Consider the following 17,625-nt stretch of genomic DNA (forward strand, 5'->3'; position numbering starts at 1 on the left):
AACAACAGACTTTTGATTTACAATTGCAACAGGGTCATCAATGGTAAGAAATAGATGTGCGCCTTCTTTTTTTGCCTCAACACTATGGCTATCAGAATGCCAAATTATGGTATATCCCAAAGATTCCATAACACTACGCATTGGAACCAAAACCCGATCGTTTTGAACCACTGCAGGTGCCGCAAGAGGGAGAGGATAGCCATCAAGGCTTACTACAATATTTTTTGCCGAAGCCGGTACCACTGTGCATAAACAAATTACAAAAAAGAGGAAAAATCCTCTAAATTTTCGAATCATTCTTTCACTTCCTTTTCAGACTGAGTATAGCATAGTTTTCCATAAATAGCTACCTAAAATATATGGTACTCTTTGGAAATATTAAGGGTTTTTGCATTATTTGGGAATCATTTGCATAGGTATGAAAGGGAGAATAAATGCAGACAAGTTTGAATTATCTGGAAAAAGGCGAGTGGGGTAGAGTAATTGCTTTAACCTGTCAAAAGGCAACAGCCCGAAGGCTTTTGGAATTGGGAGTAACGCCAAATACCCGTTTATATTGTATCCGATGGGCGCCGATGCGCGGAGCAATAGAAGTAAAAATTCGGGGATATTTACTGGCTGTAGGATACAACGACGCCGCATCTATTTTAATAGAGAAAGAAGGGGGATAACGTGAAAAAGCTGGGTCTGGTTGGAAATCCAAATTGCGGGAAAAGTGCATTGTTTAATACTTTAACAGGAAGTGATGCCCGAGTGGGGAATTGGCCCGGCGTAACGGTGGAGCGCAAAGAGGGGATATGGAAAAAAGAGGATTTTCTATGCATTGATTTACCTGGAGTTTATGCGCTTTCGCCCTACACTCCCGAAGAGCGGGTTGCCGTTGCGTTTATTCTGGAAGAAAAACCTGATATTCTTTTGCAAGTGATTGACAGCACGGTGTTGGAGAGAAGCTTATTTTTAACCACTCAACTTATGGAATTAGATATTCCACTGGTACTGGCATTTAATATGATGGATATGTCCAAGGAACAGGGGCTGGATATAGATATTTCAAGGCTTTCTAAACTGTTGGGAATACCTGTTGTTGAAATTTCTGCAATTACCGGAGCAGGACAGGACGATATGGCAAGAAGCATAAATATAGCGATCGAAAAGGGACGCAAGGGAGAAACTGTGCTTCAAAGGGACAACAAGACTTGGCAAAAGATTGAGCCATTGGTTAAACCTTTTTTGAAACGAAAACAAGGCCTTTTTCTGGGGATGCGTTGGTTGGAGCGGCAAGAGGAGACTGATTGGGAAGGTCAAATCGCTGCTAATCGCTATGCATTTTCTGTTTTTTGCTGCCAAGAAGTGATATCACAGAGTCATCAAAAGAAGGATTTTACCGAAAAACTGGACAAGATATTTTTGCATCCCTTCTTTGGGATTCCAATTTTTTTGCTATGTATGGCTTTTATTTTCCATGCCACCTTTTCTCCTTCTTTTTTCGGGACAGGCCTTCCATCCCTTGGTGTTTTTTTAAAGGATGGAGCAACTTATGGCATCGATGTTTTGAAAGATATGGTATCCAATTTTTTTCCGCAAATCCCCTATTGGGGGAGGGCATTTCTTTTGGAAGGGATATTTGGCGGAGTGGGCAAGGCGGTATCGTTTTTGCCTCAAATTTTATGTTTGTTTTTTTGGCTTACTTTTTTAGAAGATAGTGGCTATATGGCTAGAGTGGCTTTTTTATTGGACAAGCCCATGGGTGGTTTCGGGGTATCAGGTAGAGCGTTTTTACCCCTTCTTACAGGTTTTGGATGTTCCGTACCTGCTATGCTCAGTGTGAGAACTTTAGAGCGCCAGGAGAGCAGACGCATAACGAGGTTGATTCTCCCCTTTTTTTCATGTGGTGCAAAGCTTCCCCTTTACGTTCTCCTGGTTGGATTTTTGTTTCCCAAAAACGGAGGATTGGTGATTTTTTCTTTGTATGTAGGTGGAATTCTCATTGCTTTTCTTTGGGCAAACTTTTTGAATAAAAAGCTTTTTAGCGGAGAAGGGGCTCCGTTTATAATGGAAATGCCATCTTACCATTTGCCTAGATGGAACAATTTATCAAGAACACTATACAGAAGAGGTAAAGAATATCTGACAAAGGCGGCAACAGTAATTCTTGGAGCGAGCATCATTATTTGGTTGTCAGCCCACGTTACACCGGATTTACATATGACGATGGACTCATCTACCAGTATTCTGGCCTTTCTTGGAAGGGGACTGAATCCCTTTTTTATACCCCTTGGATTTGGGGGAGGGGAAGATGGATGGAAAGCTTCGGCAGCGATATTATCCGGTGTGGCGGCAAAGGAGGCAGTTGTATCATCATTAGGTGTGTTAGGTGGAGTAGAAGGGTTATTTACCCCGTTGTCGGCAATATCTTTTATGGTGTTTCATCTTTTAAGCATACCCTGTGTGGCGGCGGTTTCTGCTTATTTTTATGAAGAAAAAAGTTGGAAAAATTTATTCTTTGCACTTTTACTTTGGCTATCTACTGCATGGATTTCCTCATTTTTTGTATATCATATTGGAAGTTTGGGATTTGCTTTTTTTAGTCGATTATAGTATCCTTTGGAGCAGGGAGATGAAAAGGATGCTAGAAAGAATTACGAAGGAAACATTTGACGATATATACCCCATTTTTGAGGAGGCTTTTCCTGTAGAGGAATTGCGAGAAAAGGAAAGACAAAAGTCTCTTTTGGATAAAACTCAGTACCGTTTATATGGAATAAAAAATGAATCTGAATATGGAGTCCTGCAAGGAGCAGTAGCAATGTGGGATTTTAATGATTTTATTTATATAGAGCATTTTGCAATCAAACCTATTCATCGCAATGGAGGTTTTGGCGGAAAAAAGCTAAAGGAAATGATAGCGTGGGTAGGCAGACCTGTTGTTTTGGAGGTGGAGGTTCCCACCGATGAAATGACAAAAAGGCGGGTAGGTTTTTACGAAAGACATGGGTTTTTCTTCAACGACTATCCCTATTTACAGCCGCCTATGAGAGTTGGCCAAAAAATGTTACCATTACGATTGATGACTATACCTGAAAAAATATCAAAGGAAGTGTATGAAAGATACAAAAGAACGATCCACAAAATTGTTTATAACTTCGAGGAGGAATAAAATGGAGTACTGCTTTGGTGTGGATATTGGTGGAACTACGGTTAAATTCGGTTTGTTTTCACAAAAGGAAGGGTTATTGGAGAAGTGGGAAATCCCTACAAAAAAAGGTTCTGAGCCAACACCATTATTAAAAGATATAAAAGTATCAATAGAAGAATGCTTGAGCAAAAATGGATTAAAGAAAGAAGACCTTGCTGGAATAGGTATGGCTGCTCCTGGTCCTGTGACAGAGGATGGATGTTTGCGAGGAACGGTGAATATTGGTTGGGGAGATGTTTTTCTCGGGAAAAAGGCGGAGAAGTTGATTGGTGTTTCTCCTGTTTATATTGGAAATGATGCAAGGGTCGCTGCTTTGGGGGAGTACACCTTTGGTGCCGGCAAAGAGGTAAGCAGCCTGCTTATGGTGACATTAGGAACCGGGGTTGGTGGTGGAGTCATTCTGAATGGAAAAATTTTGTCAGGTGCTTCGGGAACGGCTGGAGAAATTGGCCACATAACCATGAATCTTGATGAATTGGAGCAATGCAACTGTGGAAAAAAAGGGTGTTTAGAGCAATATGCCTCTGCCCCAGGTATGGTTCGAGTTGCACAGAAAGCTCTAATGAATACGGACAAACCATCTGTTCTCAGAAATATCGAGGTTCTAACGGCTAAGAAGTTGTGGGATGCTGCAAAAAAAGGAGACGCGTTAGCACGGGAATTGACGGAATATATAAGCAAAATATTAGGGGTGGCCATTGCCAATGCTTGTTATATTGTTGACCCTGAAATGATTGTTCTTGGCGGTGGTGTATCACAAGCAGGAGTGTTTTTGTTGGATATGGTTCAAAGGGCCTACGTAGAAAATGTGTTTCCTCATTGCAGAGATAAAAAGTTTGCCTTGGCAAAACTCCTTAATGATGCAGGTATTTACGGAGCGGCAGCAATGGTTTTCAAGCAATGAATTGGTCAATAGCTACAAAATGTTTATCAAATATATGTTAAATTGATGAGATATTTGTGAAAATAGCTGATTATATTGATTGTTATGAAAATAATTTAAAATTAAGAGGATTTCTTAGGAATTTGGAGAATACTAATAGCAAACAAATAGATTTTTCTATTTGGAATTAAAACTTAATAATTTACAAATCCAGAGGTATTTCACCAGTATAAAGGGGGAGATTGCAATGGTTCAGATTCTTGCAGGCGAAAAAGGTGTAGGTAAAACGAAACGACTCATCGCAATGGCTAATGAGGCAAGCAAGGAAGCAAACGGTTGCGTTGTGTTTGTAGATGATGACAACAGCCGCATGTATGATCTTCATTATAGTGTACGGTTTGTAGATACGCCAAAATTCATCTTGGAGAATACTCAGGTTTTCCGGGGATTTGTGTGCGGTATCCTCTCTCAGAACAGTGATATAGAAAAAATTTATATTGACGGATTGAACCATATTATGGATAAAGTGGACGATAAGGATTTTATTACATTCATTAATCATTTAGAAGCCATTTCAAAGGAATCTGAAACGGATTTTACAATGATTATCAGCCGAAAAGAGGAGGAGCTTCCAAAGGAAGTTCAGCCGTATCTGGTAAAATAAACTAAGAATATTGAGCGGTCAGCCATTTCCAAAAGAAATGTGTTGGCCGTTTTTTGATTGTGTAATATTTTGGTTTATTCCTTTATAATTCACTGTTGTATGACAAGGAGTTAGTTACCATAATATTTTTGTATATACTAATTATACTGAATTAATTGGGGTTTTTGGAAGTAAAGTTAACAAAAAAATAAAATTATATGCCTGGGATTTAAAGAGGAAAACCGAATAATTGCAAAAATATTAGTGCATATCACTTTATTTTTTGTACAATTTAAAGAACATTATCTGTTTTGCCTTTACGAGGGCCATGGCATATGCTAAAATACAGGGGAAGAAAAGTATTTTGTATTCAAATGTGGGAATTTTACCTTTAAAATTGTGCAGATTGCTTAGCAAAACAGAGAGAGTTAAGGGGAAAGGTGAGATAGTATGAATAAATTTCGTGAAATGTATCTGGCGAAGAAAATGACTCCAGAAGGAGTGGCTAAATTTGTAAAATCAGGAGATGTTTGTGCCGCACCAACAGGGTTAGAGGCGCCCACAGCAATTTGTGAGGCTATAGGACAAAGAGCGGTAAATGGTGAATTGACAGGTGTAACCCATCATCAAACTTTATGCGCAGAATCTGGTGCTTATTTAAACTATGATTTAAAGGGAAAATATGATTATGTTTCTTGGTTTACCGGTGCTGCAGGCAGAAAAGGCATTCAGGATGGACACTATACTTATATTCCCAACAACTACAGCACCATTCCCGGTTATTGGAGAAATGTTCAACCTAGACTGGATGTTTTATATGCAGAGGTTTCACCAATGGATGAACATGGCTATTTTAGCTGTGGTATGGCCGGCGCAGAGGTTGTAGCAATGCGCGACAAAGCTAAAATCATTCTTCTGGATGTTAATGACAAAATGCCTCGTGTTTTGGGAAATAACCAGATTCATATTTCACAGGTTACAGCTCTTTGTGAATCCTCCAGACCTCTTTCTATCTTGCCTAATGCACCTTTAACAGATGTTGATAGAAAAATTGGTCAGATGATTGCTGATGAAGTAATCAATGGATCCACTTTACAGCTTGGTATTGGCGGCATTCCCAATGCTGTTGGTGTTCTTTTGAAGGACAAAACTGACTTGGGTATTCATACAGAAATGTTTACTGACAGCATGGTGGACTTAATTGAATGTGGCGCAGTAACCAATATGAATAAGCCCATTAATGTGGGTAAAACAGTTGCCACATTAGCATGGGGTTCCCAGAAAATGTATGATTTTATGGATAACAACCCTGCTTTTGAAATGCACCCAGTAGACTATACAAATAACCCTTATATCATTGGTCAGCATGACAATTTTGTTTCGGTAAATGCTTGCGTTGAAATTGACTTATTTGGACAGGTTTGTGCTGAGAGCCTTGGAACAAAGCATTATAGCGGTTCCGGCGGTCAGGTGGATTTTGTTCGTGGTGCAAATTTATCTAAGGGAGGGAAAGGTTTTATCGCTATGACCTCTACCACTAAGGGTGGAACGATTTCTAAAATCAAACCAACGTTGACACCCGGCTCTATTGTTACTACCTCCAAAAATGAAGTAGACTTCTTGGTAACAGAAAATAACATAGTGCGTCTGAAAGGTCAGACAGCAAGCGACAGAGCCAAAATGATTATTTCCCTTGCGGCTCCTCAGTTCCAAGAAGAATTGGAATTTGAAGCAAAAAAGATGAATCTGATTGTTTAAGAATCTGTAAAAGTTTTACTCTAGATGATGGGTAGAAATTTTGAGAACGATATAACCTTTTCCTAAAATGAAAATCATTTCAGGAGAAGGTTTTTTTTAGGGAATTCAAATTTTGACAAATATTAAAAGTTATGCTATTTTTGAAAAAAACAAGTTTGGGGGATGGTTGCTTTGAGAGCTAGTTGGGATGAGTACTTTATGCAGATTGCAGAAATCGTAAAAACAAGATCAACCTGTTTACGTAGACAAGTTGGAGCTGTGATTGTAAAAGATAACAGAATCATTACCACGGGGTATAATGGTGCGCCTTCGGGTTTGATGCACTGCACGGAACTGGGAGGCTGCGAAAGAGAAAGGCTAGGTATTCCATCTGGTCAGCGGCATGAGCTGTGTCGTGCATTACATGCTGAGCAAAATGCTATTATTCAGGCCGCTAATCTGGGGATTTCTACAGATGGTGGAACCATTTATATTACCCTGCAACCTTGCGTTATTTGCGCTAAGATGCTGATCAATGCCGGGATTAAACGTATTGTTCATAAGGGAGAGTATCCCGACGAGCTTTCCAGAAAGATTTTGGAAGAGGCGAAGATAGAGATTACCATTCTGGAAGAATAGATGTTTACCTCGAGATTATAAAGTTTCTGCTAAATACTCGAATTTAATTTATGAGGGTAGAAACAGATGAATGGAATAAAAAAAGTATTGTCTTCATTGATATGATGAAGACAATGCTTTTTTACTTCGGCGGTTATGTTGGTTAAGGCAAGTCGGGCATAATTCTAGAATATGTACATGGTAAAGAAACTTACTTCTGTTGTAATGTGTTCTCAAGATAAAGGTAAGACTTATTATTTTTATTTTTGATTTAAGAATTTTGGGTTGTTTCTTTCCAGAAGAAGGACTGTTCATCAATGCTGCGCATGACGGCTAAAATACCATCCAAATGGTCATATTCGTGCTGTAATAACTCAGCTAAGTCGCCACTTAGCTCCATTTTGCATTGATGATGTTCCATATCAGTATAGTGGATGATGCAGTGTCGATAGCGCATTACTTTCACCAAGAGATTTGGGAAAGACATACAATCATCTAACACTTCCATTTGTTCCTCATCGGGAAATTCTAAGTAGGGATTGAGAAATACCACAGGTTGATCAATATACATATATAATATTCTTTTTGGTACTCCAATTTGAGGTGCGGCGATGGCTCGTCCTGCACCATATTTTTTACGAAACGCTACGAGTGTATCATGCAAGTCTTCTACAATTTTGGGAAGATTGGCATAATCTTCTTCCGTCACGGGAGTAGAAACCTGATACAGTGCGGGATTGCCTAAGAGTAAAATTTTTTGCTCCATTTACGTCACTCCTTTTTATTATTTAGTATACACCCCTTTTTTAGTAGGAACAATGGCGAACATAGTTTCTTTTTTTTGTGCGGTTTGGGTTGCTCTTTCGATGTTTGTCCAGTATAATAATTCCATGGAGAAAGAGAGGGGAAGGGTATGATCTCTTATATTAAGGGGACCTTGGCGCATCGAGGTGAAAGCTATATCATTTTGGAAAACGGGGGAATTGGGTATCAGATTTTTGTTTCAGCCGGATTCCTTTCCAGAATGCCTGAAGCGGGCAAGGAGATAAAGATTTTCACATATATGAGTGTGAAAGAGGACGGAATCTCTCTCTTTGGTTTTACATCAAAAGAAGAGCAGGAAATGTTTTTAAAACTATTAACTGTGGGTGGCGTTGGACCGAAGGGCGCTTTGGGATTTTTATCACAGTTGACGCCTCAGGAAATTGTAATGGCAATTTTATCGGCCGACGCAAAAACCCTTTCAAAAGCCCCTGGAGTTGGTAAAAAGACAGCCCAACGGGTTATTTTGGAGTTGAAAGATAAATGTACAACAGAGGATGCCATTGCAGTCCCCATGGAAATGGTGGATGGAGACGCAGTGGGTGGTGCTAAATTTGAAGCAATTGAGGCTCTGACTGCGTTAGGATACAGCCGTAGTGAGGCTGCTAAGGCGGTGGGAATGGTTGCTGCTGAAGGCATGACCACGGAAGATATTTTAAAAGCGGCATTGAAAAAGATGATCACATTTTGATAAAAGCAGGTGTTACTATTGGAAAATCGGCGAATACTAACAGCGGCGTTTGGTGAGGAAGATAAAGAGTTTGAACCTAAGCTCAGACCCCAGCAGTTAGACAGCTATATTGGGCAGGAAAGCGTAAAAGAAAATTTAAAGGTGTTTATTCAAGCGGCACAGCAAAGGGGAGAGGCTTTGGATCATGTTTTGCTATATGGCCCTCCCGGATTAGGAAAGACCACATTATCCAATATTATTGCCAATGAGATGGGGGTTCATATCAAAACCACATCGGGCCCTGCCATTGAACGGGCGGGGGATATGGCGGCTGTTTTAAACAGCTTAAGCGAAGGAGATATTCTATTTATAGATGAAATCCATCGCTTAAATCGTATGATTGAGGAAATACTGTATCCTGCTATGGAGGATTATGTTATTGATATCATGATTGGCAAGGGGCCAGGGGCAAGGTCTGTTAGATTGGATTTGCCCAAGTTTACGCTGATTGGTGCTACCACCAGAATCGGCCTTCTAACGGCGCCTTTGAGAGATCGATTTGGTGTGGTACAGCGGTTAGAACCTTATGATATCCATAGTTTAAAAACCATAATCTGCCGTTCAGCAGATGTTTTACAGGTTGAAATAGATGAAGATGGCGCAGAGGAGATTGCCCGGCGCTCAAGGGGAACGCCCCGTATTGCCAATCGTCTTTTAAAAAGGGTGAGAGATTTTGCTCAGGTTCGTTATGAAGGCGCAATTAATGGGGAGGTTGCCCGTTTTGCTTTGGACTTATTAGAGGTTGACAAAATGGGGCTGGACTTAATTGACCGTAAAATGCTATTGATGATGATAGAGAAGTTTGATGGTAAGCCTGTCGGGCTAGACACCCTAGCGGCTTCCATAGGAGAGGAATCCGAGACCATTGAGGATGTTTATGAGCCTTATCTGCTACAATTGGGATACATTCAGCGAACCCCAAGAGGAAGAATTGTGACGGGAGCTGGATATGCTCATTTTGGGTTGAAGATGAAAGAAGTTTAAGAATAGGCGCTGAAAGCATTTTTAATTATGGGAATCTAAGAGACATATAGAGAAGGAGATATCTATGAAATTAGGGATTGAGGAATTGATTGAAAATGTAAAAGATGAACTGCTTTGCTATGAGGATATGGAGCAAGCTACCCAACGATGGGAAAAGGAGTTTCGTCTTTGGATTGATAAAAACAAAGGGAATAATAAAGATATTTTGGTAGAACAAAACCAAGTTTTCTTTAAAATAAAGGATGAAGAAGAAGTTTTTGAAATTGCAAACGCCTATATGGATGCCATTGATGAGGGAAATATAAAGGAATATTGGGAAAAATTTTAATCCTTTAAAGTAATTTAGAAATGAAAACAGTTGCTTTTAGAGAATTGTAGCTGGAAATTTGTCACTGATTTTTTTCTGCATCATTGACCATATCGGAATTGGGAATAATTTTTGGCAGGATTCTAGTTCGATTAAAGGCAAAAAAGGAGCTGGGGAGTTGATACGTATGAACGTTGTAATGCTATTGGGCATTTTTATGCTATTTTTTTTATTTGGCGGTACGATTTTGGCGGGATTTGCTATTTGGGCTTTGGCAACCAAAAAAGAGACCTTACCTCAATGGGCAAAAGTTGTGCTTTGGCTGATTGTTGCTTTAGCGGCAATTCTACTGATCGCAGTAATTTTTGGGGTTATAGCATTCTTTGGAAATGTTATGCATTAAAGATTTCGCTAGCTGTGCATAGATTTAGTGGAATAACAGGATTGTTAGTATTATTGGTTGAAAAGGCCTATTCTAAGGTATTTTTTTCTTCGGTTGGGGAAACCTGAGAATGAAAAATATATCTTAGGAGGGATTTTACATGGAATTAAAGGGCAGCAAGACTGAAAAGAACCTTCTTTCTGCGTTTATGGGAGAGGCAATGGCGGCGGTTCGCTATAAGCTGTATGCGGAAAAGGCCCATGAAGAAGGCTACGAGCAGATAAAGGGTATTTTTGATGAAACCTCGGATAATGAAATTCAGCATGCTAAGCGAATTCTGGATTTTTCCAAGGGAATCGGCACTACGGAAGCGAATCTGAAGGCAGGTGCCTATGGTGAGCATGAGGAATGGACAGATATTTATAAGGAAATGGAAGCAATTGCTAGAGAAGAAAACTTTGTGGAAATTGCAAATTTCTTCAAAAATGTGGCTTCTGTGGAAAAGGAGCACGAAGAACGTTACCAAGCTTTGCTGAAATTATTAGAAGAGCAAAAGGTTTTTCAGGGCGATGAAAGCACAGTTTGGGTGTGCAAAAACTGCGGTTATGTTCATGTAGGAAAACAGCCTCCTCAGAAATGCCCTGTTTGTCAGTATCCACAAGCATATTATGAGAGAAAGGCAAACAATTATTAAATAAAATAGGGAGATTTTTTTTCGTCCCAGAGGTATATGAAGGTTTGTTGACATAGCATGGTTCAATAAATAAAGCTGATAAGAGAAACATGTAAAAATAGGTGTATCCGATTAATCGACTCAATGAATAAACTTATTGGGTGAAGCTTTGACTTAGTATCTGGGATTAAAGGAGGTCTCCCTCCTGATACATAAAAGTGATGTTTTAAAAACGTATTTTGTAGCAGATGAGGTTAATAAAATGATTTATAAGAACATGAAGGAAGCTGTTTTTTTAAAGCGAACCAATCGTTTTTTTGCTTTTGTCAGCATAGATGGCGTGGAGACGCCGGTTCATGTTAAAAATACAGGCCGATGCAAAGAACTGCTGCAAGAGGGGGCAAGAGTATTTTTAGAGCCCGCAGAGAATCCAATGAGAAAAACAAAATACTCTTTGATTTCCGTCTATAAAGGGGAAACTTTAGTAAATATGGATTCTCAAGCACCAAATCAGGTTGTGGCAGAGGCGATATTGGAAGGAAGGATTCCCGAAATTGGTGAGGTCTCTGTTTTGCGCAGAGAAGTTGTTTTCGGAAATTCCCGTTTTGATTTATATTTTGAAGCAGGAGAACGCCTTGGCTTCATTGAGGTTAAGGGAGCTACCTTGGAAGAAGATGGGATTTGCAAATTTCCTGATGCACCCACTAGTCGGGGAAGAAAACATATTTTAGAATTAATTCAGGCGGTTCAGCATGGATTTGAAGCGTACATTTTGTTTGTAATCCAAATGGAAGGTACGAAAATCTTTTTTCCCCATTGGGAGAGAGATCCTGCTTTTTCCCAAGCTTTGGTTGAGGCTGAGCAGGCAGGTGTAAAGGTTTTGGCATACGATTGTAAAGTGAGCGTTGACACCTTAGTGCTCTCTCAAAAAGTTTTCTCTTCTTTAGAACAGCGTAGATAGGGTATATCTATTCTCTTTAGGACATAGACTGATAAAGAATATAGTCTTTGGGGAGGAACGTGCATGAAAAAAAAGATACTGGCGGCAGTGACAGCATTTTTCTGTTTTCTGGCGCCCTTTTCTGTTTGTGCGGAAGAAGGCGACAACAGCAGTTTGCAACTGCAGTCAAAAAGCGCTGTTTTGATGGATCAGGCGACGGGTACGGTGGTATATGAAAAAAATAGCCACGAGGCAATGCCCCTTGCTAGTGTTACAAAAGTTATGACATTACTGCTGATTTATGAGGCCCAGGCGGACGGAAAGTTCGCGTGGACAGATACGGTACAAGTAAGTGATCATGCAGCAGCAATGGGGGGGTCTCAGGTGTTTTTGGAACCAGGAGAAACCCAGACGGCGGCTGATATGACAAAATGCATTGCCATTGCATCTGCAAATGATGCGGCTGTGGCAATGGCCGAATTTGTAGCAGGGAGCGAGGAAGCATTTGTTGAAAAAATGAATCAAAGGGCGAAAGAGTTGGGGATGAAGGATACCGTTTTTGTAAACGCCTGTGGGCTTGATGCAGACGGTCACGTATCCAGTGCGTATGATATTGCTTTAATGAGTCGGGAATTGATGAGAAAATTCCCTGAAATTAAGGAATATACAACCACATGGATGGACTCAATCACCCACAAAACCAGAAAAGGTGAAACTGAGTTTGGACTAACCAATACCAACAAGCTGATTAAATGGTACGAAGGCGCAACAGGTTTGAAAACAGGTTCAACAGGGAAAGCACTTTACTGTTTATCGGGTACAGCTGAAAAAAATGGGTTTGCGTTAGTTGGTGTTGTTATGGCGGCTCCAGATTTTAAGATTCGTTTTCAAGAGGTAATGAAGCTTCTAGATTATGGTTTTGCAAATTATACCATTGAAAAGGGATATCCCGTTGGTCAGGATATGGGAATGATTCCGGTAGAAAAGGGAATGAAGGAAGGAATAAATGCAGTAGTAAAAGATGAAATTTCTGTGCTGATGAGTAAAGGTAACAAAGGGGAATGGGAAACAAAAACGGAACTTATGCCTAATGTAAAGGCACCCATAGCCCAAGGCTCCAAGGTTGGAGAAATGGTTTATACCTTAGATGGCAAGGAAGTAGGCAAAACAGATTTAATTGCTGCTGAGGCAGTGGAGAAGGCCAGCATACATATGATGCTACAACGGATGATGAAACAGTGGTGCTAGGGAAAAATCTTTATTTTTCTTGGTATCGACAAAATTTAAAGTTACAAACAAAGGGCACCCTTTTTGATAAGCGATCAATGGGTGCCTTTTTATTTGGGAGGGGAGGAAAAGAGAACACTTATCATAGGAATGAATGAAAGTTTTCCATGGTCTCACCTTCATAAATATTTTTTTTATTCTCCTCTTTATTCCAATACATTTTCTTATCTGCAGATTGTATCAAGCGTTCAATGGTGTTTGCGTTCTCTTCCCCATAGACAGAATAGCCCACACTTAGGGAAATATTGTATGGCAGAGAAGCGGAAAGGGTGGCTAAAGAGACATCCACTTTTTTTAGATAAGATAGAATTTCAGTTTCATTTTTTTGGAGAATAACTGCGAATTCATCGCCTCCATACCTAGCGATGAAAGCTTTTGTATTTGAAAATGCGGCATTTAGCATCTCGGCAATCATAATTAAAGCCCGATCTCCCTCTACATGCCCAAAGGTATCATTAATGCTTTTAAAATCATTTATATCAAAGAATATTAGAAATACATCTTCTTTTCTTGTGGTTTTTGTCATCTTAACTAAATGGCGTTGAAATTCTCTGCGATTATTTAGCTTTGTTAAGGGATCCTGAAAAATCTCTTTTTTCATAAGGTTAAGATATTGCATTATAAGAGAAATCACCAGGAAAGGAAGTATTGAATTGGCTTTTGGAAAAATGACATCAATTCCCATTCCTAACAGGGGCAGCAAAGAAAACAAACACAGATAAAAGCAATTTTTTTGCTGTGCATATTTATTTTCTTTTATATATTTTATGAAGGAGATAGATGCTCCTGCAAAAAGGTATCCGGTCATCAGAATAAACTGTAAAATGCTCCCTGGTAGGTACTGATTTTTTTCATTAAAATAAAATATCCAATGAGTAGTGGGAGAACCAATAAGCAAAATACATTGAAAAAGCAAAGGAAGCATATATAAATTTTTTAGAGAAGGACTGCAGGGTGAATTTTCATGAGTCTCATGAAATTGGGTCTCGTGAAGAACAAAAATAAACCATGAATAAGCACTAATTGCTCCAAAAAGCTGGTACATTATCATCATAAAATGGCTGACTAGAGCAGCTCCTTTTAGCGTTGTACCTTCCGTTAAATAATATAAACTGCTTGCGGTCAAGGTTAAAATAAAAAAAACTATGACTCGATAAAAGAGCTTAAAATTTTTTTGTCCTTGTACCGCGGTTTTTCCAATGAGAATAATTAACGCAAGCAGAATAATTATGAATATATTAATATCTGCACCGATTTTCATGGTTCTCCCCCTCAATACGTGCATTTGAAGTTTTCGAATAATATGTAATGGAAATTGGACAGGAAGGGATATGAGTTTTAAATCTAATTCAATATAAATTCAATTAAAACAGCGGATTGTATCTGCTTCAGAGGAATTTTTAATTTAGTTTGCATTATCTTTAGATTTTAACAATACTTAAATGATTTTTTACAGAGGAAAAACGATTGACTTTATGTATTGAAACAAGTACAATAAATTAAATTTGAATGCAATTGATGAAAAGTATAAATCACTTTTCAAATAAGTAGATTCTAGTAAGTACAGAAGATAACATTATAGGGAGGTCAAAATGTTTCATTGGTTAAATTTTTTAACGTATGCGGTAATAACAACAGCAACACCAGGTCCCAATAACATCATGTCGATGTCTAATGCAGGACGGGTGGGATTGAAAAAGTCATATCCCTTTAATTTAGGAATATGGGTGGGATTTATGGCAGTTATGATTATATGTACCGTATTAAGCAGTGTTTTAAACGCGGTGATGCCCATAATAAAAACACCAATGCTTATTGTGGGAGCCACCTATATGCTGTATTTGGCGTATAAAACAATAAAAAGAACGGGTGAAATTTCAGAGAAGCAGGTGAAAAATGGATTTCTTTCCGGTCTGTTTCTGCAATTTATCAATCCTAAAATCTATATTTATGGTATGGTTTCCATGGAATCTTACATATTACCTTATTTTCATAACAGCCCTATGAAGCTTTTGGGTTTTGCAATTTTATTGGCCGCAATCGGATGCTTTTTCAATCTATGCTGGGCAGCATTTGGCTCTGTATTCCGAATTTTATTTTCTCATCATGCAAGGGTGACAAATACGGTAATGGCATTGCTTTTGGTTTACTGTGCGATTGCTTTATTTTTATAGAGAATTTTGTTTTGTAAAGTCTATTTTATAATGAGGCAGTTATATTCCTTGTTTTCAAAAATAAGGTTCTTTTTTTAAATATCATGCTTATTTTTGATTAGAGAATGTTAAACAAAGGAGTATGCTTTGCCAAGTAAATGTACTTTATTATATGCAAAGGTTACGGAACTGTTAAGAATGGTTTTAACGAAAGGCTAGTGAGATTTATTAAATGGCATCAGTTTTATGTTAAGTTGGATTGGAAGTTGAATGAAATTTGAAAAAGAGTCTGAAGTAAAGATACTTCAGACTCTTTTTGTGCCTCAGACGAAGTCTATAGAGGCGATATCAAAGCTGTTATTCGCTAATTAGTTATAATCAGCGACATGTTCATCAGAGATTAGCCCTGAGTTTTGCCGGACATTGCTCTTTCCTGTGCTTCGATCATTTTCTTTACCATATAGCCGCCAACATAACCGTTCTGTGCGGATGTTAAGTCGCCGTTGTAGCCCTTTTTCAAAGGTACGCCAATTTCATTTGCTACTTCGTATTTGAACTGTTCCATAGCTGCTCTAGCCTCGGGTACGTTCATTTTATTGCTTGTGCTGTTAGTTGTTCCACTCATTTTGATTACCTCCTTAAAAAGTAACTGTGTTTTTGTGTTACACTGATAGTATTACACAGTCATTTATTATTATGTAGGAACATTTTGGAACGAATTTGGAACTAGACAGCTAGTGGTTTATTTTAATTATGTAAATTCATTTGTAAGGTTATCTTTTAAATGAAATGAATTTTTATGGTATGTCAGATAATCCTCTTGCTGTAGTTTAGAAAGCTCTAGCGACATAGCACTGCGGTCTACGGCTAAATATTCAGCCAGCTGCTGTCGGTTAAATGGAATTTGAAATACAGGTGAACCTGCCTTGATTGATTCCGCAGAAAGATAAGACAAAAGTTTTTCTCTAGTTGTTCTTTTCGTAATATGCTCAATTTTGCCTGTAAGCATGATATTTTTATCTGCCAAAACGGAAAGCAAATTTCGAATCATACGGGTATGATATACGCAAGCAGAAGAACAGGTATTTAGTATTTGTTTTATATCCAAAAATAAAACCATGGTCGGTTCTACAGCAAGGGCACTGACAGTGATGTTTTGGATGTGGGCACAAGCAAATGACTCACCAAACATCTGGGAAGGTGAGATATCACTTAGTATGGTGCGATTGCCCCAAAAATCTTCTTTTAAAATATGAATGCGCCCTGATAAAACAAGACCCATAGCACTTACTGTTTCTCCTTGCCGAAAAACCAACTCATTTTTATTATATTTTTTTTCTTTAGCGGTTAAACAGCTAAGCATAGCTTGTATTTCCTCTGTTTTTATTCCAAAGAATAGTGGTGAATTTTTTAAAACCGAAATATATTTCATTTAAGCCACCTTTTGTTGTAATTACAACGGAATTTATAAGTTTATTATAGTATACTCTACACATAAAGAAAAGAAAAACAAAATTTTTGATTATATATTGGAGGGAAAACGATGATTAGAAGAATTATTGAAATAGATGAACAAAAATGTAATGGCTGTGGATTATGTGCATCTGCTTGCCATGAGGGCGCAATTGCCATGGTAGATGGAAAGGCAAAGCTCATTCGTGATGATTATTGTGACGGGCTTGGAGATTGTTTGCCAACCTGTCCAACGGGAGCCATTCAGTTTGTAGAAAGGGAAGCGTTGGCATATGATGAAGCGGCAGTTAAGAAAAATATGGCAGATAAAGCTCATGCATTTAGCTGCCCGGGAAGCCGACCACAAATGTTCCAGCCAAGCACTCAAAATATTGAAAATAAGACAGCACAAGCTGAAACAGGAATGGTAAAATCTCAGCTTCGTCAGTGGCCTGTTCAAATTCAGCTGGCACCCATTCAGGCACCTTATTTTGACGGTGCAAACCTATTGATTGCTGCCGATTGTTCAGCATATGCATTTGGAGATTTTCATAATAAATTTATGAAAAACAAGGTAACTTTAATCGGCTGTCCAAAGCTGGATGCCGTGGAGTATTCCCAAAAATTACAGCAGATTATCATGCATAACGATATTAAAAGTGTGACTGTTGTTAGAATGCAGGTTCCTTGTTGCGGCGGAATTGAAATGGCAGTAAAGACTGCATTGCAAAATAGCGAGAAGTTTCTTCCTTGGCAGGTAGTTACCATTTCCACTCAGGGGGAAATCGTAGAGTGATTTTGAAAAAGTTATCAACTTA

The 17,625-nt window shown here is 38.7% G+C and carries 21 protein-coding genes; 16 read left to right on the top strand and 5 right to left on the bottom strand.

The window, feature by feature from the left end; all coding sequences use genetic code 11:
- On the bottom strand, nucleotides 1-297 hold a 297-nt coding region (locus RTK36_RS04955; RefSeq protein ID WP_312044908.1), incomplete at its 3' end, for a copper amine oxidase N-terminal domain-containing protein.
- A gap of 137 nt (nucleotides 298-434) precedes the next feature.
- Here RTK36_RS04955 and RTK36_RS04960 point away from each other — a divergent pair.
- The 7 genes from RTK36_RS04960 to RTK36_RS04990 all read left to right on the top strand — a co-directional run bounded on the left by RTK36_RS04960 (nucleotide 435) and on the right by RTK36_RS04990 (nucleotide 7,098).
- Nucleotides 435-671 carry a FeoA family protein gene (locus RTK36_RS04960; protein WP_312044910.1) on the top strand — a complete coding sequence of 79 codons (237 nt, stop codon included), beginning with the start codon at nucleotides 435-437 and terminating at the stop codon, nucleotides 669-671.
- 1 nt (nucleotide 672) lies between these two features.
- Nucleotides 673-2,598 carry a ferrous iron transport protein B gene (gene feoB / locus RTK36_RS04965; RefSeq protein WP_312044912.1) on the top strand — a complete coding sequence of 642 codons (1,926 nt, stop codon included), beginning with the start codon at nucleotides 673-675 and terminating at the stop codon, nucleotides 2,596-2,598.
- Between the two features lie 28 nt (nucleotides 2,599-2,626).
- Nucleotides 2,627-3,157, top strand: coding sequence for a GNAT family N-acetyltransferase (locus RTK36_RS04970; protein ID WP_312044914.1), 531 nt, complete (start codon nucleotides 2,627-2,629; stop codon nucleotides 3,155-3,157).
- Nucleotide 3,158: 1 nt separating this feature from the next.
- Nucleotides 3,159-4,100, top strand: a complete 942-nt coding sequence (locus tag RTK36_RS04975) for an ROK family glucokinase (RefSeq protein ID WP_312044916.1) — start codon at nucleotides 3,159-3,161, stop codon at nucleotides 4,098-4,100.
- A gap of 226 nt (nucleotides 4,101-4,326) precedes the next feature.
- On the top strand, nucleotides 4,327-4,743 hold the full coding sequence (locus tag RTK36_RS04980) for a twitching motility protein PilT (RefSeq protein ID WP_312044918.1): 417 nt from the start codon (nucleotides 4,327-4,329) through the stop codon (nucleotides 4,741-4,743).
- Between the two features lie 429 nt (nucleotides 4,744-5,172).
- On the top strand, nucleotides 5,173-6,480 hold the full coding sequence (locus RTK36_RS04985; RefSeq protein WP_312044920.1) for an acetyl-CoA hydrolase/transferase family protein: 1,308 nt from the start codon (nucleotides 5,173-5,175) through the stop codon (nucleotides 6,478-6,480).
- Nucleotides 6,481-6,651: 171 nt separating this feature from the next.
- Entirely contained in the window at nucleotides 6,652-7,098 is a 447-nt protein-coding gene (locus RTK36_RS04990) for a deoxycytidylate deaminase (protein WP_312044922.1), read from the top strand.
- Nucleotides 7,099-7,348: 250 nt separating this feature from the next.
- Here the strand turns inward: RTK36_RS04990 and RTK36_RS04995 are convergent, their stop codons facing one another.
- A complete protein-coding gene (locus RTK36_RS04995; RefSeq protein ID WP_312044924.1) occupies nucleotides 7,349-7,843 on the bottom strand; it encodes a peptide deformylase in 495 nt (164 codons plus the stop codon).
- A 147-nt stretch (nucleotides 7,844-7,990) separates the two neighbouring features.
- Here RTK36_RS04995 and ruvA point away from each other — a divergent pair, with 147 nt between their 5' ends.
- The 7 genes from ruvA (at nucleotide 7,991) to RTK36_RS05030 (ending at nucleotide 13,163) form a co-directional block, all read left to right on the top strand.
- Nucleotides 7,991-8,590, top strand: coding sequence for a Holliday junction branch migration protein RuvA (ruvA, locus tag RTK36_RS05000; RefSeq protein ID WP_312044926.1), 600 nt, complete (start codon nucleotides 7,991-7,993; stop codon nucleotides 8,588-8,590).
- Nucleotides 8,591-8,608: 18 nt separating this feature from the next.
- A complete protein-coding gene (gene ruvB / locus RTK36_RS05005; protein WP_312044928.1) occupies nucleotides 8,609-9,613 on the top strand; it encodes a Holliday junction branch migration DNA helicase RuvB in 1,005 nt (334 codons plus the stop codon).
- Between the two features lie 64 nt (nucleotides 9,614-9,677).
- The gene (locus RTK36_RS05010; protein WP_312044931.1) at nucleotides 9,678-9,941 is read left to right on the top strand and encodes a hypothetical protein; all 264 of its coding nucleotides are present in this window, start codon (nucleotides 9,678-9,680) and stop codon (nucleotides 9,939-9,941) included.
- A gap of 166 nt (nucleotides 9,942-10,107) precedes the next feature.
- Complete coding sequence (locus RTK36_RS05015; protein ID WP_312044933.1) at nucleotides 10,108-10,323, top strand: hypothetical protein; 216 nt, start codon at nucleotides 10,108-10,110, stop codon at nucleotides 10,321-10,323.
- 139 nt (nucleotides 10,324-10,462) lie between these two features.
- Nucleotides 10,463-10,996, top strand: coding sequence for a rubrerythrin (gene rbr, locus RTK36_RS05020; RefSeq protein WP_312044935.1), 534 nt, complete (start codon nucleotides 10,463-10,465; stop codon nucleotides 10,994-10,996).
- A 241-nt stretch (nucleotides 10,997-11,237) separates the two neighbouring features.
- Nucleotides 11,238-11,936 carry a DNA/RNA nuclease SfsA gene (sfsA, locus tag RTK36_RS05025; protein WP_312044937.1) on the top strand — a complete coding sequence of 233 codons (699 nt, stop codon included), beginning with the start codon at nucleotides 11,238-11,240 and terminating at the stop codon, nucleotides 11,934-11,936.
- 63 nt (nucleotides 11,937-11,999) lie between these two features.
- A complete protein-coding gene (locus tag RTK36_RS05030) occupies nucleotides 12,000-13,163 on the top strand; it encodes a D-alanyl-D-alanine carboxypeptidase family protein (RefSeq protein WP_312044939.1) in 1,164 nt (387 codons plus the stop codon).
- Between the two features lie 121 nt (nucleotides 13,164-13,284).
- Here the strand turns inward: RTK36_RS05030 and RTK36_RS05035 are convergent, their stop codons facing one another.
- Complete coding sequence (locus RTK36_RS05035) at nucleotides 13,285-14,463, bottom strand: GGDEF domain-containing protein (RefSeq protein WP_312044941.1); 1,179 nt, start codon at nucleotides 14,461-14,463, stop codon at nucleotides 13,285-13,287.
- A gap of 331 nt (nucleotides 14,464-14,794) precedes the next feature.
- On the opposite strand from RTK36_RS05035, the gene RTK36_RS05040 reads away from it, so the two are divergent.
- Entirely contained in the window at nucleotides 14,795-15,376 is a 582-nt protein-coding gene (locus tag RTK36_RS05040) for a LysE family transporter (RefSeq protein ID WP_312044943.1), read from the top strand.
- Between the two features lie 379 nt (nucleotides 15,377-15,755).
- Here the strand turns inward: RTK36_RS05040 and RTK36_RS05045 are convergent, their stop codons facing one another.
- Both RTK36_RS05045 and RTK36_RS05050 read right to left on the bottom strand, forming a co-directional pair.
- On the bottom strand, nucleotides 15,756-15,980 hold the full coding sequence (locus RTK36_RS05045; RefSeq protein ID WP_312044945.1) for an alpha/beta-type small acid-soluble spore protein: 225 nt from the start codon (nucleotides 15,978-15,980) through the stop codon (nucleotides 15,756-15,758).
- A gap of 126 nt (nucleotides 15,981-16,106) precedes the next feature.
- Nucleotides 16,107-16,787 (bottom strand): Crp/Fnr family transcriptional regulator, encoded by a 681-nt coding sequence (locus RTK36_RS05050; protein ID WP_312044947.1) that lies wholly within the window; start codon nucleotides 16,785-16,787, stop codon nucleotides 16,107-16,109.
- A 111-nt stretch (nucleotides 16,788-16,898) separates the two neighbouring features.
- Between RTK36_RS05050 and RTK36_RS05055 the strand changes: the two genes are divergently transcribed.
- A complete protein-coding gene (locus tag RTK36_RS05055; RefSeq protein WP_312044949.1) occupies nucleotides 16,899-17,603 on the top strand; it encodes an ATP-binding protein in 705 nt (234 codons plus the stop codon).
- Nucleotides 17,604-17,625 lie beyond the last annotated feature (22 nt).

Origin of the sequence: Anaerotignum sp. (genome assembly GCF_031981185.1) — a bacterium.
In the GTDB taxonomy this organism is placed as follows: Bacteria; Bacillota; Clostridia; order Lachnospirales; family Anaerotignaceae; genus Chakrabartyella.